General features: G+C 69.9%; 13 protein-coding genes. 9 read left to right on the top strand and 4 right to left on the bottom strand.

Annotation, left to right across the window (positions count from 1 at the left end):
• The first annotated feature begins 161 nt into the window (after positions 1–161).
• Positions 162–923, top strand: a complete 762-nt coding sequence (locus ENSA5_RS09535) for a protein-L-isoaspartate(D-aspartate) O-methyltransferase (RefSeq protein WP_106391321.1) — start codon at positions 162–164, stop codon at positions 921–923.
• A gap of 41 nt (positions 924–964) precedes the next feature.
• Here ENSA5_RS09535 and ENSA5_RS09530 read toward each other — a convergent pair whose 3' ends face one another.
• Positions 965–3172: a putative bifunctional diguanylate cyclase/phosphodiesterase gene (locus ENSA5_RS09530; protein ID WP_146155513.1), complete on the bottom strand. Its 2208-nt coding sequence runs from the start codon at positions 3170–3172 to the stop codon at positions 965–967.
• A 178-nt stretch (positions 3173–3350) separates the two neighbouring features.
• Between ENSA5_RS09530 and ENSA5_RS09525 the strand changes: the two genes are divergently transcribed.
• Positions 3351–4466, top strand: coding sequence for an aspartate/ornithine carbamoyltransferase family protein (locus tag ENSA5_RS09525; protein ID WP_106391319.1), 1116 nt, complete (start codon positions 3351–3353; stop codon positions 4464–4466).
• Between the two features lie 20 nt (positions 4467–4486).
• Here the strand turns inward: ENSA5_RS09525 and ENSA5_RS09520 are convergent, their stop codons facing one another.
• Positions 4487–5464: a serine/threonine protein kinase gene (locus tag ENSA5_RS09520; protein WP_181197565.1), complete on the bottom strand. Its 978-nt coding sequence runs from the start codon at positions 5462–5464 to the stop codon at positions 4487–4489.
• 178 nt (positions 5465–5642) lie between these two features.
• On the opposite strand from ENSA5_RS09520, the gene ENSA5_RS09515 reads away from it, so the two are divergent.
• From ENSA5_RS09515 to ENSA5_RS09490, 6 genes are all read left to right on the top strand, one after another.
• Positions 5643–7124, top strand: a complete 1482-nt coding sequence (locus ENSA5_RS09515) for a protoporphyrinogen/coproporphyrinogen oxidase (protein WP_181197564.1) — start codon at positions 5643–5645, stop codon at positions 7122–7124.
• Entirely contained in the window at positions 7121–7900 is a 780-nt protein-coding gene (locus ENSA5_RS09510) for a glycosyltransferase family 2 protein (RefSeq protein WP_106391316.1), read from the top strand. Before ENSA5_RS09515 ends, ENSA5_RS09510 begins: the two co-directional genes overlap by 4 nt.
• 12 nt (positions 7901–7912) lie before the next feature.
• Entirely contained in the window at positions 7913–8830 is a 918-nt protein-coding gene (locus ENSA5_RS09505; protein WP_106391315.1) for a polysaccharide deacetylase family protein, read from the top strand.
• A 157-nt stretch (positions 8831–8987) separates the two neighbouring features.
• Complete coding sequence (locus ENSA5_RS09500; protein WP_106391314.1) at positions 8988–10328, top strand: NHL repeat-containing protein; 1341 nt, start codon at positions 8988–8990, stop codon at positions 10326–10328.
• A gap of 103 nt (positions 10329–10431) precedes the next feature.
• Positions 10432–11040: a hypothetical protein gene (locus ENSA5_RS09495; RefSeq protein ID WP_106391313.1), complete on the top strand. Its 609-nt coding sequence runs from the start codon at positions 10432–10434 to the stop codon at positions 11038–11040.
• A 258-nt stretch (positions 11041–11298) separates the two neighbouring features.
• Positions 11299–12336 carry a hypothetical protein gene (locus ENSA5_RS09490; RefSeq protein ID WP_106391312.1) on the top strand — a complete coding sequence of 346 codons (1038 nt, stop codon included), beginning with the start codon at positions 11299–11301 and terminating at the stop codon, positions 12334–12336.
• Here the strand turns inward: ENSA5_RS09490 and ENSA5_RS09485 are convergent.
• Both ENSA5_RS09485 and ENSA5_RS09480 read right to left on the bottom strand, forming a co-directional pair.
• Positions 12323–13090 (bottom strand): YqjF family protein, encoded by a 768-nt coding sequence (locus tag ENSA5_RS09485; protein ID WP_219906757.1) that lies wholly within the window; start codon positions 13088–13090, stop codon positions 12323–12325. The two genes, ENSA5_RS09490 and ENSA5_RS09485, sit on opposite strands and share 14 nt — an antisense overlap.
• Positions 13091–13098: 8 nt before the next feature.
• Positions 13099–14799 carry a TolC family protein gene (locus tag ENSA5_RS09480; RefSeq protein WP_106391311.1) on the bottom strand — a complete coding sequence of 567 codons (1701 nt, stop codon included), beginning with the start codon at positions 14797–14799 and terminating at the stop codon, positions 13099–13101.
• A gap of 475 nt (positions 14800–15274) precedes the next feature.
• Here ENSA5_RS09480 and ENSA5_RS09475 point away from each other — a divergent pair, with 475 nt between their 5' ends.
• Positions 15275–15964 carry an RNA polymerase sigma factor gene (locus ENSA5_RS09475; protein ID WP_181197563.1) on the top strand — a complete coding sequence of 230 codons (690 nt, stop codon included), beginning with the start codon at positions 15275–15277 and terminating at the stop codon, positions 15962–15964.
• The last annotated feature ends 7 nt before the right edge of the window (positions 15965–15971 follow it).

Here is a 15971-nt window from a genome sequence, read left to right as displayed (position 1 = left end):
TCGGCCCCCAGGTCCCAGGAGACTGCGGGAGCTCCCCGCGGCCGCGCCCGAGGACGAGCCCGAGGACGCGCCGGAGTGAACACCCACGCGGGGCCGCTGCGCTGATCGATGCCCGGCAAGAGTTGCGGGCCCCGAAAGACCACGCTCGGGTCCAATGAGCCATGCCTCGCCCATCCCTCCTCCTGCTCGCGCTGGCGCTCGCCTGCGCCTGCCGAGCGAAGACCGCGACGGTCAGCGAAGTCCACAGCGTGACCGGGCGCGCGTTCGAGCGCGCGAGCGAGCGCCACCGGATGGTCGACGGCCAACTGGCCGCGCGCGACATCGATGACGCCGAGGTCCTCAGGGCCATGCGCGCGGTCCCCCGCCATCGCTTCATGCCCGAGGCCGTGGCCGCGCGCGCGTACGAAGATCGGGCCCAGGCGATCGGCCACGAGGTCACGATCTCGCAGCCCTACATCGTCGCGCTGATGACCCAGACCGCCGACATCGAAGCTGGCGAGCGGGTGCTCGAGGTCGGCACGGGCTCGGGTTACCAGGCCGCCGTGCTCGCCGAGCTCGGCGCGCAGGTCTACACGATCGAGCGCATCGAGGCCCTCGCAGACCGGGCCGCCGCGACCCTGCGCGAGCTCGGCTACTCGAGCATCGAGGTCCGCCACGGCGACGGCTACGCGGGCTGGCCCGAGCGCGCGCCCTTCGACGCGATCATCGTGACCGCGGCGCCGCCCGAGCTCCCCCGGGCCCTGACCGACCAGCTCGCGATCGGTGGCAAGCTCGTGGCCCCCGTCGGCCGCCACGTCGGCTGGCAGCAGCTGGTCGTGATCGAGCGCAGCGAGCACGGCCTCGAGCGCGAGAAGCTCCTCGACGTCGCGTTCGTGCCGATGCTCCCCGGCCTCGATTCGTCACGCGGTCCCGGGAGCAAGTGACCCGGTCGGCGAAGCCAACCAGGACCGGCCACGGCCCGCGGTCAAGCCAGCCCGGCCCGGATCTGCTCGGGCTCCTGCGCCTTGCCAAACAGCCAGCCCTGGCAGCACAGGCAGCCGAGCTTCTCGAGCTGCGCGGCCTGCTCTTCGGTCTCGATGCCCTCGGCGATGACGCTGAGGCCGAGGTTGGCGGCGAGGCTCAGGATCGTCCGGACCATGGTCTCTGACTCGGGCGTGCCGTCGAGCTCGCTGACGAAGGCACGATCGATCTTGAGCCCGTCGACGGGGAAGCGGTGGAGGTAGCCCAGCGAGGAGTAGCCCGTGCCGAAGTCATCGATCCACAGGGCCACGCCCCGCGCCCGGATCTGCTGCAGCAGCGTCGTGACCTCGTCGACGCGGTCCATCATCACGGACTCGGTCAGCTCGAGCTTGAGGCACTGCGGTGGCAGCCCGGTCTCGGCCAGGGCCGAGTCGATGGTCTCGAGCAGCATCGGATCCGCGACCTGCTTGGCCGAGAGGTTGACGCTCACGACGAGGTGATCGACCCCGAATTCCTCGTGCCAGCTGTGGAGCGTACGGATCGCGTCACGGATGACCCAGCGCCCGAGCGGGATGATCAGGCCAGTGTCCTCCGCGATCGGGATGAACTCGGCCGGGGAGATGCGCCCGCGCTCGGGGTGGTCCCAGCGCAGCAGGGCCTCGAAGCCAAGCAGGGTGTTTTGGTCGATCTGGACCAGCGGCTGGTAGTGGAGCCGAAACTGCTCGCTGTCGATCGCGTGGCGAATGGCCATCTCCAGGGCCAGGAGCGTGCGCGACTCGATCCGCATGCTGGTGTCGTAGATCTCGTAGCGGTTGCGCCCGCGGTCGCGGGCCGAGTCGGTCGCCGCGCTGACGTCGGCCACAACCTCTTCGACCCGGCTGTAGCCGTGGGCGCTCGAGGTCATGCCGATGCTCACGGTCGTGAAATTGGTCGCGCCCTCGACCTCGAAGGGCTCGGCGGCGGCGGCGTGGATCCGGTTTGCGACCGAGGTCCCGAAGCCTGGGTCCTCGACGTCCTCGATCAGGATCGCGAGCTTGCCGGTCGAGAACCGAAACATGTGATCCTCGGGGCGCAGGCACGCGCGCAGGCGCTTGGCCATGATCGCAAAGACCTGGTCGGCCGCGGCGACCCCGTAGCTGTCACGGAGCTGGGCCAGGCGGTCGACCGCGATCAGCAACACGACGAACATGTAGTCGTCGTGGGCCCGGCTGAGCTCGATGGCCCGGGCGCAGCGCTCGAGGAACACCCGGCGATCCGGCAGCCGGGTCAGGGAGTCGTGACGGGCCTGCTCACGCAGCGCCTGCTCGCGCTGACGATAGGGCGAGATGTCGGTCAGCGAGCCGGCCATGCGCAGCGGTCGACCGTCGCGGCTGCGGTCGACCACCCCGCGGGTCAGGACCCAGCGCCACTCGTTGTTCCCGTCGCGGATGCGGTGCTCGTTCTCGTGGACCGCGATCCGGCCCTCGAGGTTGGCGTCGAGATCGGCGCGCAGGCGCTCGACGTCCTGGGGGTGGACCCGGGCCAGCCAGCTGTCGAGGGTCGGGGCCACGTCGGCGTTGCGCAGGTTGAGCAGCTCGCGCCAGCGCTGCGAGTAGTACACGCGGCCCCGGCGAAGATCCCACTCCCACATCCCGTCACGGGCCCCGCGGATCGCCAAGGCAAAGCGCTCGCGCAGCTCGACCAGACGCGACACCTGGAGGTTGTGGCTGCGCGCGTGGGCGATCGAGGCCTCGAGCAGCGGGCTCGACAGCTCGTCGCGCAGGAGGCAATCGATCGCCCCGATCTCGCGGGCCTGCTCGCGCAGCGCCGAGCGCTGGGCCGAGTGGGCCGAGACCACGACGATCAGGGGCAGGCGCGTGTTCGCGACCATGCTCCGCATCCACCCGAGGCTGGTGGTGTCGAGCAGCTCGACGGCGGCGAGGATCACCTCGGGGTTCTCGACGGCCGTCGACGACTCGGGGCTCGTCGTCTGGTGGACGGCGGCGGCGAGCACGTCGAGGGAGTCTGCGCGGGAGACGTGGCGAACGTGGACCGGAGGGCGGAGCGCCGTCAGCCACCCGGCGACCTCGCCGGAGATGTCGTGGTCACCGGTGACGACCAGGTCGGCGCCGCGAACCACCTGGGGGATCTCGCTGGTCGACGACACGCTGCCGACGCGGACCCGCCCCGGGCTCCGCCCGGATGGTCCGCCTCGCGCACCTCTGATCGCCATGGGCGCAGTCTAGACCAGCCGGGCGGTCGGACGAAGCGCCGGAGGACCCGCGCACAGATCGCAAGCTCCACGAAACCCGCGAAACGCGACCGCAATCGGCGGTTCTCGTCCGCGTCCGCGTGCCGAGCAAAAATGCCCTACAGTCCCGCCGACCCACGGTCACTCGAAGGGACGAAACATGGCCATCAGCTACGAGGAGTTTCGATCTGCAATCCACGACGGCGCGCGACGGCGCTCGTTGTTGTTCCGTGACGGCCAGCCCTTCTTTGTCCTGCTCAGCCAGCAGTTCAGCCGCGCCGAGCTCGAGGCCCTGTGCGATACCGCGACGGCGATCCGACGGCTCGATCGCCACCGCGACGGGCGTGAGTTTTTGCTTGCGATCCTCCGCGGTCACCGGGTCATGAACCTGTTCGCGCAGCCCAGCACCCGCACGGCCCAGTCCTTCATCGCGGGCGCGGACAAGCTCGGCGCGACCAGTACCCTGGTCTCGGACATCCAGACCTCCTCCTTCGCCAAGGGCGAGTCGATCGCGGACAGCGTCCGGACCCTGTCGAGCTTCTTCGACGCGATCGTGGTCCGCCACCCCGACGACGAGTTTGCAACCCAGGCGGCCTGGGCTCTGCACAACTCCAACCGCCCGGTCCCGGTGATCTCGGCCGGCAGCGGCAAGTCGCAGCACGTCACCCAGGCGCTGCTCGATTTCTACACCCTGCGCTACAGCTTCTACGAGCGCGGCGGCGTCGACGGCAAGCGGCTGGTGATCGTCGGCGACATCGCGCGCAACCGCGCGGCCCGATCGCTGGCGCTGGTCCTGACCAAGTTCCGGCCCGCGTCGATCCACTTCATCTCGCCCGTCGACTTCGCGCCCGACGACGAGCTCACCGGCTACCTGCGCCGCCACGAGATCGAGGTCGAGCTCAGCGACAACCTCGAAGCCTGGCTGCGCGAGCGCGGCCGCGAGGCCGACGCGATCTACATGACGCGGCTGCAACGAGAGTGGGACTCGGGCGGCGCGGCTGGCCAGCCCAACCACCGCGCCACCAAGAGCGAGCTCGGAGCCGACGACGCCTACGTCCTGCGCCCGGACTACCGCCTGCTCGTGCGCGAGGACTGCGTGATCATGCACCCGCTCCCGCGCATCAACGAGCTGCCGAGCGAGTGGGAGGATCACCCCGGCTTCGTGGTCTGGCGGCAGGTCCGCAACGGGATGTGGATCCGCGCCGCGTTGTTCGCCACGATCAACGGCGCGGCGGGTGAGATCCGCGCCCGCGCCCAACGCCTGCAGCTGCTTTAGCGCTCGCGGGCCGCCGAGCCTCACTCGGCGGGCGCGGTCGAGCGGCGCTCGGCGACGGCCTCGGCGACCAGGCGCGAGAGCTCCTGGCGCGACTTCTCGGCCGCGCCCGCCTCGGACGACTGGCTCAGCCGCTGCAAGACCTTGTAGGCGTGGGGGTAGCGGCGCTCGGGATCACGGTCGAGGTTGCGACGCAGGACCTCGGACAGCTTCGAGGACAGGCCCGAGACCCGTCGGCTCGAGTGCGAGATGTCGAAGCGGACGATCTCGTCCATGGTCTCGAGCTCGTTGCCGGCCGTGAAGCAGCGCTCGCCCCGGAGGATCTCCCACAGGATCATCGCGAGCGAGAACAGATCGCTCTTGACCGTGGCCTTGCCGCTGCCGGTCACGCGCTCGGGCGCCTTGTAGGCCACGTGGCCGGCCTCGGCGGCGGTGAATTCGGGCGCGAGCCACTTGCTCGACGCCGAGCCAAAATCGCCGAGGACCACGTCGCCCTCGAGCGAGAGGTAGACGTTGGCCGGGCACAGATCCCGGTGGAGGACGTCGAGGTCCTCGAAGCCGTCGCCCTCCTCGCCCTCCGCCGTGGGCACCTCGAAGGTGTGGACGTAGCGCAGCGCGTCGGCGAGCTGACCGAGGATGTACACGGCCAGCTCCTTGCTGAGCGGGCGCGGCTCGCCGCGGTCGTGGCCGAGCAGCTCGCCGAGATCGACCCCGGCGATGTAGTCCATCACGAAGAAGTCGACGCCGTTTTGGGTCCCGGCCGCGCGGAGGCTGGGGATGCCCGTGTGGCTGAAGCTGCGCAGGAGGTTGGCCTCGTGTGCAAACTGCGCCTTGACCATGTTGAACCCCTCGCCCTCGCCCGGCATCAGGACCTTCGCCAGGTTCGTGGCCGGGGCGCCGTCGGGGGCGCTCTCGGGGCACGCGAGGAACAGCCGAGTCGTCGAGCTCAGGGTTGGAACGGGCTCGAGCAAGCGATAGCCGCCGAGGCTGTGCAGCTCCATGCGACGAGTGTGCAGGGCACAGATCCGGCTGTCCAGCATCGCCGCGACCTTCACGGCGGGCCGCCGCGAGCGTCGAGCCGGGGGTCCGCGGGGATCTCGAAAACCGCGGTGGCAAGCCGTGGCGCCGGTCTGAGACGGCTTCGGCACATGGTCGACATTGCTGCTACAACCGCTCGGCGTGTCCGCCACGGGCAATTTTTTTGCGGGCTCCGACAGAAGCAATTCCACGGGGCCAAGTCGCGCCAACGCGCGCGACCCGGTCGTGATCCTCGGCGCCGGCCTCACGGGGCTCAGCGCGGCCTACCACCTGAAGTCCGGGCCCTTCTTGCTGGTCGAGAAGGACGGGCGTGTGGGCGGACACGCGCGCAGCCATCGCGAGGGGGGTCACACCTTCGACGTGACGGGCCACTGGCTCCACCTCCGCGACGATCGCAGCAAGGCGCTGCTGGCCACGCTGTTCCCGACTCGCGCCGACGAGCCCTCGGCGTGGGTGTCGGTCGAGCGCAAGACCAAGATCCACTCCCACGGCGCCGAGCTCGAGTACCCCTTTCAGGCCAATTTGCACGGGCTGCCGCTCGAGGTCGTCCAGGAGTGCCTCGTCGCGCTGGTCGCCGCGCGCGAGGCCGCGGCCCGCGGCGAGGCCTGGGCCACGGATCCGCGCACCTTCGAGGCCTACGCGATCGCCAAGTTCGGCGAGGGCATCGCCCGCCACTTCTTCGTGCCCTACAACACCAAGCTGTGGGGCATGCACCCCGACCGGCTCGCGCCCGAGTGGGTCCGGCGCTTCGTGCCCGAGCCCGACGCCGCCCAGATCATCGGCGGCGCGATCGGCCTGCGCCAGACCGGGCTCGGCTACAACGCGCGCTTCATGTACCCGCGGGCCGGGGGCATCGACGCCCTGCCCGAGGCCCTCCGCGCCCAGCTCGAGGCCCGCGAGCGAGCCGGCGACGGGCGGCTGTGGACCGGCACCGAGGTCGAGGAGATCGAGCCCAGCACCGGCCGGGTCAAGCTCTCGGGCCAGCCCGACTGGATCTCCTACCGCGCGCTGATCTCCAGCATCCCGCTGCCCGAGCTGATCGCCCGGATCCCCGAGGCGCCGCCCGAGGTCCGCGAGGCCGCGGCCGCGCTTTCCTGGGTCCGCTGGCGCTACCTCGACCTCGCGACCAAGCGCCCGGTCCCCGTCGACTGGCACTGGGCCTACGTCCCCGAGCCGCGCTTCGCGTTCTTTCGGGTCGGGGTCTACTCCAACGCGGTCCAGACCATGGCCCCCGCCGACTCCGCCTCGCTCTATGTCGAGCTCAGCGATCGCAACACGCCGCCCGATCTGCCCGCGATCGCCCGGCAGCTGGTCGAGATCGGCGCGCTCGGAGCCGTCGAGGACATTCGCTTTTGTCGGACCCGCGATATCGAGTACGCCTATGTGGTGTTCGACGAAGATCACGGGCCGGCCACGGCCACGATCAGCGCGTGGCTCCAGCGCGTCGGCGTCCGCTCGTGCGGGCGCTACGGGGCGTGGATCTACAATTCGATGGAAGACAGCATGCTCTCGGGGCTCGCCGCCGCGCAGTGGGCCGACGGGCGCGCAGAGGATGCCGCCGCGACCGAGGCCATCGCCCGCCGCGAAGCGCCCACGCCGACGACAGGCGGCAGCCAGACATGAGCGACGCAGCAAAGCTGACTGATCAACCCGACGATGGGCCCGAGCTCAGCGTCGTGATCCCGATCTACAACGAAGAGGCGATCCTCGAGGCGAGCGTCACCGAGCTGGTCGCCGAGCTCGACGACGCCGGCGTCGACTTCGAGATCTTGCTGGCCGAGAACGGCAGCTCCGACGCGACCGTGGCGATCGCCGAGCGGCTCGCGGCGCGCTGGCCCAAGCGCCTGCGGTGGTTCTCCTACCCCGAGCCCAACTACGGCGGAGCCCTGCGCGAGGCCATCTTTCGGGCCCGCGGGACCTTCGTGATCTGCGAGGAGATCGATCTGTGCGACGTCGACTTCCACGCCCGCGCGCTCGAGCTCCTGCGCCGTGACGAGGCCGACCTCGTCGTCGGCAGCAAGGCCATGGCCGGGGCCCACGACAAGCGCCCGCTCGCCCGCCGGACCGCGACCAAGGTCTACAACAAGCTCCTGCGCGTGAGCCTGGGCTTCTCGGGCACCGACACCCACGGGCTCAAGGCCATGCGCCGGTCCGTGGTCGCGCCGGTCGCCGCCCGCTGCGTCGTCGACTACGACGTGTTCGCGTCGGAGCTGGTCATCCGGGCCGAGCGCGAGGGCCTGCGCGTGCTCGAGATCCCGATCGAGCTCGAAGAGAAGCGCGCGCCCTCGATCCACCTCGCCCGTCGGGTCCCGCGCGTGCTCGGCAACCTCGGGCGCCTCATGGTCTCGATCCACCTCGGCAAGGACATCGGTCGCGAGTCGCGCCGCCGCCGGTCCTGAACGGAGCCTCGCGTGTCCACAATAGTCAGCTTGGATCTCGACGATCTCCCCTGCTACCACGCGATCCACCAGCTCGACGCCCCGCCCGCCGAGCTCGCGGGGATCGCCCTCGAGGTCTGGCTCCCCCGCTTCCTCGACCTGTTCAAGGCCCTCGACGTCCGCGCGACGATCTTCGTGATCGGCCGCGACCTCGAGCGTGACCTCGGAGCGAGCGGGCGCGGGGCCGCGGTCCTGTCGCGGGCCCTCGCCGAGGGCCACGAGCTCGCCAACCACTCGCACGCCCACGCCTACGACCTCCACAGCTGGCCGGCCACCGAGATCGCCGCGGATCTGCGACGCTGTGACACCCTGCTGCGCGAGCTCGGGGCCACGCCTCGGGGCTTCCGAGCCCCGGGCTACACCCACGATCGCGCCATGCTCATGCAGGTCAGCGCGCTCGGCTACGCCTACGACAGCTCGCTGCTGCCCTCGCCGAGCTACTACCTGGCCAAGCTCGGCGTCCTGGGTCTGCGGCGGCTCCGAGGCCGAAGGTCCGTCTCGCAGGTCGGGGGCGGGCGCAGCTTTTTCGGGCCCAGCTCGGTCCACTACCTGCCCGAGCTCGGACTGTGGGAGGTGCCGATTTCGGTCAGTCGAACGCTGCGCCTCCCGCTGATCGGCACCTTCTTGCTCGGCGACGCCCCGCCCATGATGACGCGACTCCAGGCCCTGGCCCTGCGCAAGGAGGCCGCCGCGACCCGCCACCTGCACCTCGAGCTCCACGCGATCGACCTCGCCGACCCCGAAGCCGACGGCCTCGACGCCGCGCTCGTGGCCAATCAACGCGAGCTTGCGACGCCCCTCGACCGCCGACTCGAGCGGCTGTCCAAGCTGCTCGAGCACCGCCGCGGCGGCGTGCCGATCGCCCGCGCGATGGCCCGTCACCTTCGCTGATTGCAAGACTCGTCCGCTGGCTTGCGCCCGGGCGGGTCGAGCGCGAGCTCAAACTACGTTAGCTGACACGCGCTCAACGTGAATGGTGCTGGACGACGCCCCTCGATTGGCCTTTAATGACCGAGACATGAGTGTTAGTCGGACCGCTGATTTTCGGATGATGTGGACACTTGGCCTTCCCGCCCTCGCCCTCGCGCTGAGCGCCTCGGCCTGCGGCCCCAAGGAGACCACCGACGAAGGCGCCGACGGCATCGACTCGGGCCTCAGCAGCCTCAGCAGCCTCGGCGGCGACGAGACCGGCAGCGACGACAACAGCGGCGGCGACGACGGGCAGATCAAGCTCGACATCGACAACAGCGACCTGAGCGAGGACCAGGGCTGCCCCGACGGGGGCGGCGGCGGCGGCTTGGAGGGCGAGGCCTTCAGCTACATCTGGATCTCCAATTCGCCCGAGGGCACGGTGTCCAAGATCAACACCGAGACCGGGCTCGAGGAGTCGCGCTTCGTCGCCGGCCCCGGGCTCGCCGACCCCTCGCGGACCTCGGTCAACCTCCTCGGTGACGCGGTGGTCGTCGACCGCGCCGGGGGCATCGCCAAGATCGCGGTCCACGAGGATCGCTGCGTCGACCTCAACAACAACGGGGTCATCGACACCTCGCAGGGCCCCAACGATATCCGCGCCTGGGGCAGCGACGAGTGCGTGCTGTGGCACGTCCCGCTGCCGAGCGGCGGCACGATCACCAACCAATACGGCCCGCGCCCGGTCGCGTGGGAGGGCGTCGGGCCCGAGGACTGCGCCAAGCCGCGCGTGTGGGTCGGCTGGCGCGACGCCACGACCGGCTTCTTCCGTCGCCTCAACGGCGAGACCGGCGACATCGAGGACGCGGTCAGCGTGCCGTGGAACGGCGACCAGTGGGGGCCCTACGGCGGGGCCACCAACAAAGAGGGCGACTTTTGGGTCATGGGCTGGCAGTACGGCCCCCTCGTCCGGATCCACCACAGCACCTTGACCCCTCAAGTCTGGCAGATCCCCACGCCGCCCAACGGCGGCCAGCAGTGGACCTACGGCATGGCCCTCGACGCCGACGGCCACCCCTGGATCGCGGGCGCGGCCACGATCTACCACTTCGACCCGAACAGCGAGACCTGGGAATTCATCGACGTCCCCGGGGCCAGCTTCCGCGGGATGATGATCGACTCCGAGGGTCGGGCCTGGGTCGCCAACAACGGCACCTCGCTGCTGGTCGAGATCGACACCGTGGCCAAGAGCATCGCCAACCCGGCCGTCCCGCTCGCGGGCGGGATGACGCCCGTGGGCATCAGCATCGACAACCAGGGCAAGGTCTGGGTCGTCGACCAGGACGCGAGCATGGCCTTCAAGGTCGACCCCGACACCTACCAGACCCTGCTCACGGTCACCGGGCTGACCCAGCCCTACACCTACTCCGACATGACCGGGGCCGGCCTCGGGCTCGTGACCTTCCCGCCGACGGGGTGAGCTTCAGCCAAGGCTGAACCAACTCGTCGGCCGTTGACCGCACCGCTACGCCAGCGGTGCTCGAGGCGAACGCCCCGGTCCCGATCGCGTGGTACACGGTGGCATGCGCGTCTCGACCTTCACCCTCGCCGCCGCGGCTTCGCTGGTGGTGTCGACCGGATGCACGAGCCCCGCGCCCGAGACGACCCCGCCCGAGCAGCCGGTCGAAGCTGAGGCCGCGAGCCCCGCTAGCGACACGCCGGAGCAGGGTCAGGTCAGCCCCGAGCCCGAGGCCCCCGAGCCCGAGACCTCGCCCGAGCTTGAGCCTTCCCCCGAGCCCGAGACCTCCCCCTACGAGGTCGTGTTCGCCGGTCCGGTCAGCGTGGGCGGCTGGCGCTGTCGCACGGCAGACGACTCCGTGGCCTTGTCCGGCTGGTCATACGCGGGCGGCCCCGTGCCCGGACCGAAGATGGTCGTGAGGCGCTGGACGCTGTGGATCGATCGCGAGCCCGTCGCCAGCCGCCACGAGACGATGGACGGGACCACGACGGGCGCCCCGCTGCGTCGACGGTCGGTGTCATCGCCGAACCAGAGCGGGCCCGTGGCGCCGACCGACCCCTGGACCGAGAAGGTCATCATCGACCGCGAAGACGGCGAGCCGCTGATCGGGAACACCCGCCAACTCCGGGTCACCCTGGACTGCGAGCGCAGCAGCTCACCGCCGATGCCATGAGCCATGACCGCAGGGTCGCCACCCTGGCGAAGCGGACCCCCAGGCAAAGAGCGCGACCGGCGCAGGCCACACCGCGCAAAAGATCCAAGCATTGATGATCTCGTCACTTCCACTGCCCGTACCGATGTCACGTTATTTACTCCATCGCTAGGAGCTTGTGGTGCAATGCATCGTGTCGGCGCGAGGCATTGCACCCCTGGCTGCTAGATGAGCCCAAATAGACCATCCCCCCTGCTTCCCCCTCATGCTCTTGTCCTCATGGATGAGCTCCCCAGCGTGTACATGCTCCATGTCGCCGGTCGACACCTCGACGCGGCCGCGCGCTGCCGTGAGCTGATCTCGGAGGCGGTGCGTGGGCCCGAGGCTGAGGAGTGGCTGAAGGTCCTGGTTGCGCAGATCCTCGCCGGGCTGTCGAGCATTGCGCGGGGCGAGCACGACCAGGCGTGGATTGACCCACAGGTCGACATGCGGGACCACTCTCGGGCCTTGACGGGCCGTGGGCTCGAGGCCGTGATCGGCGAGGTTCACGAGCCGGAGATTCGTCGAGACATCGCGCATTGGCAGGCTTGCCTCGTCGAGCTCGCGATCGCGCAGCTCGGGCGTTGCAAGACGGTCAACAAGCTGGCCGCACGAGCGCAGCGCGTGGCCAAGGGCGCCGACCTTCCGCTCGCACGCGCGCACGCGGAGTACCAACTGCTCCGCGCGCTCCGCTACATCGGCAGGCACGAGCGCGCTGTCGCGGGCTGGTGCTCGCTGGCCCGAGACCTCACCACCGATCGGGACCTGGCCGTTCGGAGCCTCGCCGAGGCCGTCGCAACCTTGCAGGTCACGGCCCCGCGCTCCTCGACCTACGCACAGACGGCCAACGAGCTCCGGCGGCTGGCCGCGGAGCAAGACAAGCCCTGGCCAAGCGCGGTCGTCAGCCACCTCGCGCCCACGCGAGCGCCGATGTCCAAGGCCAGGGCTGAGGCGAGCGCGCCATCCTCTGACGATCGCGCGATCCGGCGCCTGTGCGCGGCCGCGTGGTTCGACGCGCTGCCCGATCCGGGGCGCGCAGATGTCGACGACTACGTCCAGGCGATCGCGAGCGGACCGCTCGCCAGTCGACTCTACTACCCGTGGCAGTCCCTCCTTCGCCGTCGACCCAAGGGCGTGGTCCCGACCGCGCTGTCTCGTCATCTCGACGAGCTCCTCGCCACCATCGACCCGCAGATCGTCACCGAGCTCGACCTCCCGCGCTGCTCGTTCGAAGCCTACGAGCGGCGAGACGCGCTCGCGCGAATCATTGGTTTTTGACGGCCACAGGCGTCAGCAGCCACCCGACGACGTCGATCCTGCGCACGAAATGGAGCAGCGGCGCCTCGTCGGGCAGCGGCAGGCCCCAGCCGTCGCTGACCGTGCAGGTCTCGATCTCGGCCTCGGCCCGCTGCAGCGGCCACTGCTCGTGGTGGATCTCGCCTCGCCGGATCCGCCCGGCGCGATCCTGTGCGTAGAGGCAATAGCGCTCGGTCAACCACTGCTCGTGGGTCCCGGGCTCGCTCTGGTAGCGCTCACCAACCCCGCGGTAGCGCCCCTCGAACACGCCCTCGGGCTGGCCCCGGTGGCGCCGCTCGCTGCGATACTCGATCCAGCCCTCGCGCTCCTCGCAGCGCATGCGGGCGTCAAAGTAGGGCAGGTGAAAGCCCACCCGCGCGCTGCGAACGGCGACGCGGCTGGCGGCGTCGAGGCTGAAGAACCACACCCCGGGCTTGCCGTCGGCGACGACGTAGGTGCGAACGTTGAGCTCGGGGAAGGCCGAGACGCCGGGCACCCAGTTGAGCCCGCGCGGGCCGACGTGCTCCATGCGAAAGGGCACCACCCCGAGCCACGCGCGACCGTCGAAGGTGTCGAGCTCGAGACCCGCGGGCAGCAGCGCGCGCACGAGCTCGGGCTCGAAGCTCCAGTGCGCAAACAACAGGTCGAGCCACGACATCGTCATGTGCCACCCGCGCTCGGGCAGCGGGTAGGGTCGGTGCCCCCGGCGGTCGAGGAGCGCGGACCAGTCGGGCACGACGACCTCTATTTTCCGCTCGCGGGCGCCGAGGTGCTCGGAATGTCGAGCCCGTAGGCCGGGAGGATCTCGCCGGTCAGGGCCTGGAGCTGGGCCTTGGCGCGGAGGTAGCTCAGGCCCGCGGTCAGGCCCGTGGTCTGGGCGTTGAGCAGCTCGTCGATCCGAAACAACACGTCGTAGTTTGTCGCGCGGCCGACCTCGAAGCGGGCCTGCTCGGCGGCGAGGTTCTGCTCGGCGAGCTCGATCGAGATCTCGGCCAGCTGGATCTGCTTGATCGTCGAGCGCAGGTTGTTGGTCGCCGTGATCACCTGCGAGGCGGTGTTTTGGCGGATCGACTTGAGGTTGAGCTCGGCCTGGCGGATCTCGGCGAGCACGCGCTGGTGGTTGCCCTTGGCCGTGCGGTTCTGAACCGACCAGGTCAGATCCAGGGCCCCGCTGATCGTGTACTCGGCGAACAGCCCGTCCTGGGCGATGTCGTCGGTCACGAAGTTGCGGAAGGCCTCGCCCCAGCTCCCGGTCGTGCCGGGCTCGCCAGTCGTGGCGTCGGGCAGGGCGTCGACGCTGCGGCCCTGGGGCGTGAAGGTCCCGGTGAAGTCGAGCTGCGGCAGGCGCTGGTTGGCGACCTCGATCTCGTCGATGCGCTTGCTGGCCAGGGCGATCTCGAGCTGGCGCACGGCCGGGTTGGCCGCCAGCGCGCTGTCGATCGCGGCCTGCATGTCGACGGGCTCGGGCACGATCGAGTCGACCGGATCGGTCATCGGCTCGACGCCGAGGATCTCGCGGCCGGCGAACTCCTGGCCCATCAGCGTGCGCAGGACCAAGCTGGTGTCGAGCAGCGCGTTCTCGGCCAGGAGCACGTCGGTCTCGCGCTGGGCCAGGCTCTGCTCGACGGCCTTGGACTCGACCGCCGCGAGGCGACCCGCGCGGACCTGGGCCTCGGTCCGCGAGAGCTGCTCTTTGGCCAGCTCGACCGACTGGCGCTTGTTGTCGAGGTCGCGCTGGGCCGCGAGCACGTCCCAGTAGGCGCTGACCAGATCGCGGACCAGGTTCTGGGCGACGACGAGCTCGTCGGCCTCGGCGTTGGATCGCGCGAGCCTTGCCCGATCGATCGCCGCCCGGTTGACGCGCACGCCCATGCCCTTGAGCAGCGGGTGCTGAAAGGTCAGCTTTGGCTGGATCCGGTACTGGGCCAGCGTCGCCGAGCCGAGCGCGGGGTTGAAGAAGCTGATCGGCTGATCGGTGAGCGTGCGGCCAACGTCGATGTTGAGCGACAGACTACCGCCGGTCTCGAGCCGCCGACTGACGCCGATGTAGCCCGAGACCGAGCGCGATCCGGTGCTGAAGATGAAGGCCGAGCCGCGCGGCTTGCTGACCTGCGTCGAGGCTGCGACGCCAGCGGTGATCGTCACGTCGAAGGCCCCGGAGGCGGCGAGGATCTGGGCCTCGCTGATCTCGATCGCAACGACCTTGTTCTGAAGATCGATGTTCTCGGCCAGCGCGAGCTCGAGCACCTCCGAGAGTTGGAGCTGCTCGGTCGCGTAGGGCAGCTCACCGACGTCGCCGAAGGCTTGCTCGCGCATCTGATCCGGATCGCTGTCCGGATCCCAGCGCGGTCCCTCGGCGGGTCCCTCGGCGGCGGGTCCCTCGGCGGCGGGTCCCTCGGCGGTCGGTGCCGCGCCCGCCTCGTCGGGCCCAGACGGATTGGCCACGGCCGGATCAGTTGCGGCGGCCGGTCCGGCGGCTGCAGAGTTTTCGTTTGGCGGCGCCCAGATCAGGACGCCGCTCACGAGCAGGGCTGAGAATTGGCTAAGCACTGCGTTCCGGAGGCCTGACTACGCTTGACCCCCGCCCTGGTCAAGCGGCAGAGCCCACCGCGCCCTGGGAGCCCGAACTTCCCGGGCTGCTTCGCCGGGTCTCGCGCAGCAAGAGGGCTCAACGGGATTCGCGCGCCCCCCTTTCGAGAAATCGCTCGCCCGCATTGTAAGATGCCCCACGTCCAGCAGTTGCTCCGTTAGGAATAGGCGGATTGCCCCCGTCCAAGCCCTCCACCCCCCCGTCAACCCCTCGACCCGCCGTGAGTCGGGCAATGTAAGGTGGCCAGTCAGGCCCCGTTTGCCGCGCGAAGGAACCACTCGCGCACGGCGACGCTCACCGCCCAACGAGCAATCCACGCCCAGGACGCCAGTGGCGAACGAGACCTCAGCCTCCCATGCGACCGCTGTCTCAGCAGCTTCGCCCGCGCCCGGACGGACGGACGGGGCGACCCGCGACACCGAGCGCGAACGCGAACGCGAGCTCGTCGTCCGCGCGCAAGCGGGTGACCAACGGGCGATCCGAGCGCTCTACCTGCTCCACGCCAACACAGTCTTTCGCTGCGCGATCATGCCGCTGATCCGCGACCGCAACCTCGCCGAGGACCTGCTCGCCGACACCTTCGTCCGCGCGATCGAGAACCTCCACCGCTTCACCTGGCAGGGCAAGGGCTTGCTTCCATGGTTGATCCGGATCGGCAAGAACCTGTGCCTCGACCACCTCCGCAAGGCCGGCCGCACGACCGCCTGGCCCGAGGGCTTCGAGCAGCAGATCCCCGACCTGTCCGACAGCAACGCCGAGTCCCTGCTCGGGCGCGCCGAGCTGTCCGACCTGCTCCGCGAGCGCATCAGCACGTGCATGACCGACCTCAACCCCCGCTACCGTCGCGTGCTCGAGCTGCGAATGATCGAGAAGCGCTCGCGGCAGGACGCCGCTAGCGAGCTCGATGTGACGATCGGTACCCTCGACGTGCTCTTGTTCCGCGCGTGCAAGTCATTTCGTAAGGTCTACGCCCGGCACTACGGTGAGGGTGGCGAAGGGCCCGAGTTTACCTCAGCTTAGAAGTCCA

The sequence above is a fragment of the Enhygromyxa salina genome, from assembly GCF_002994615.1.
GTDB lineage: Bacteria > Myxococcota_A > Polyangia > Nannocystales > Nannocystaceae > Plesiocystis > Plesiocystis salina_A.
This window is presented reverse-complemented; position numbering and strand designations above follow the sequence as displayed.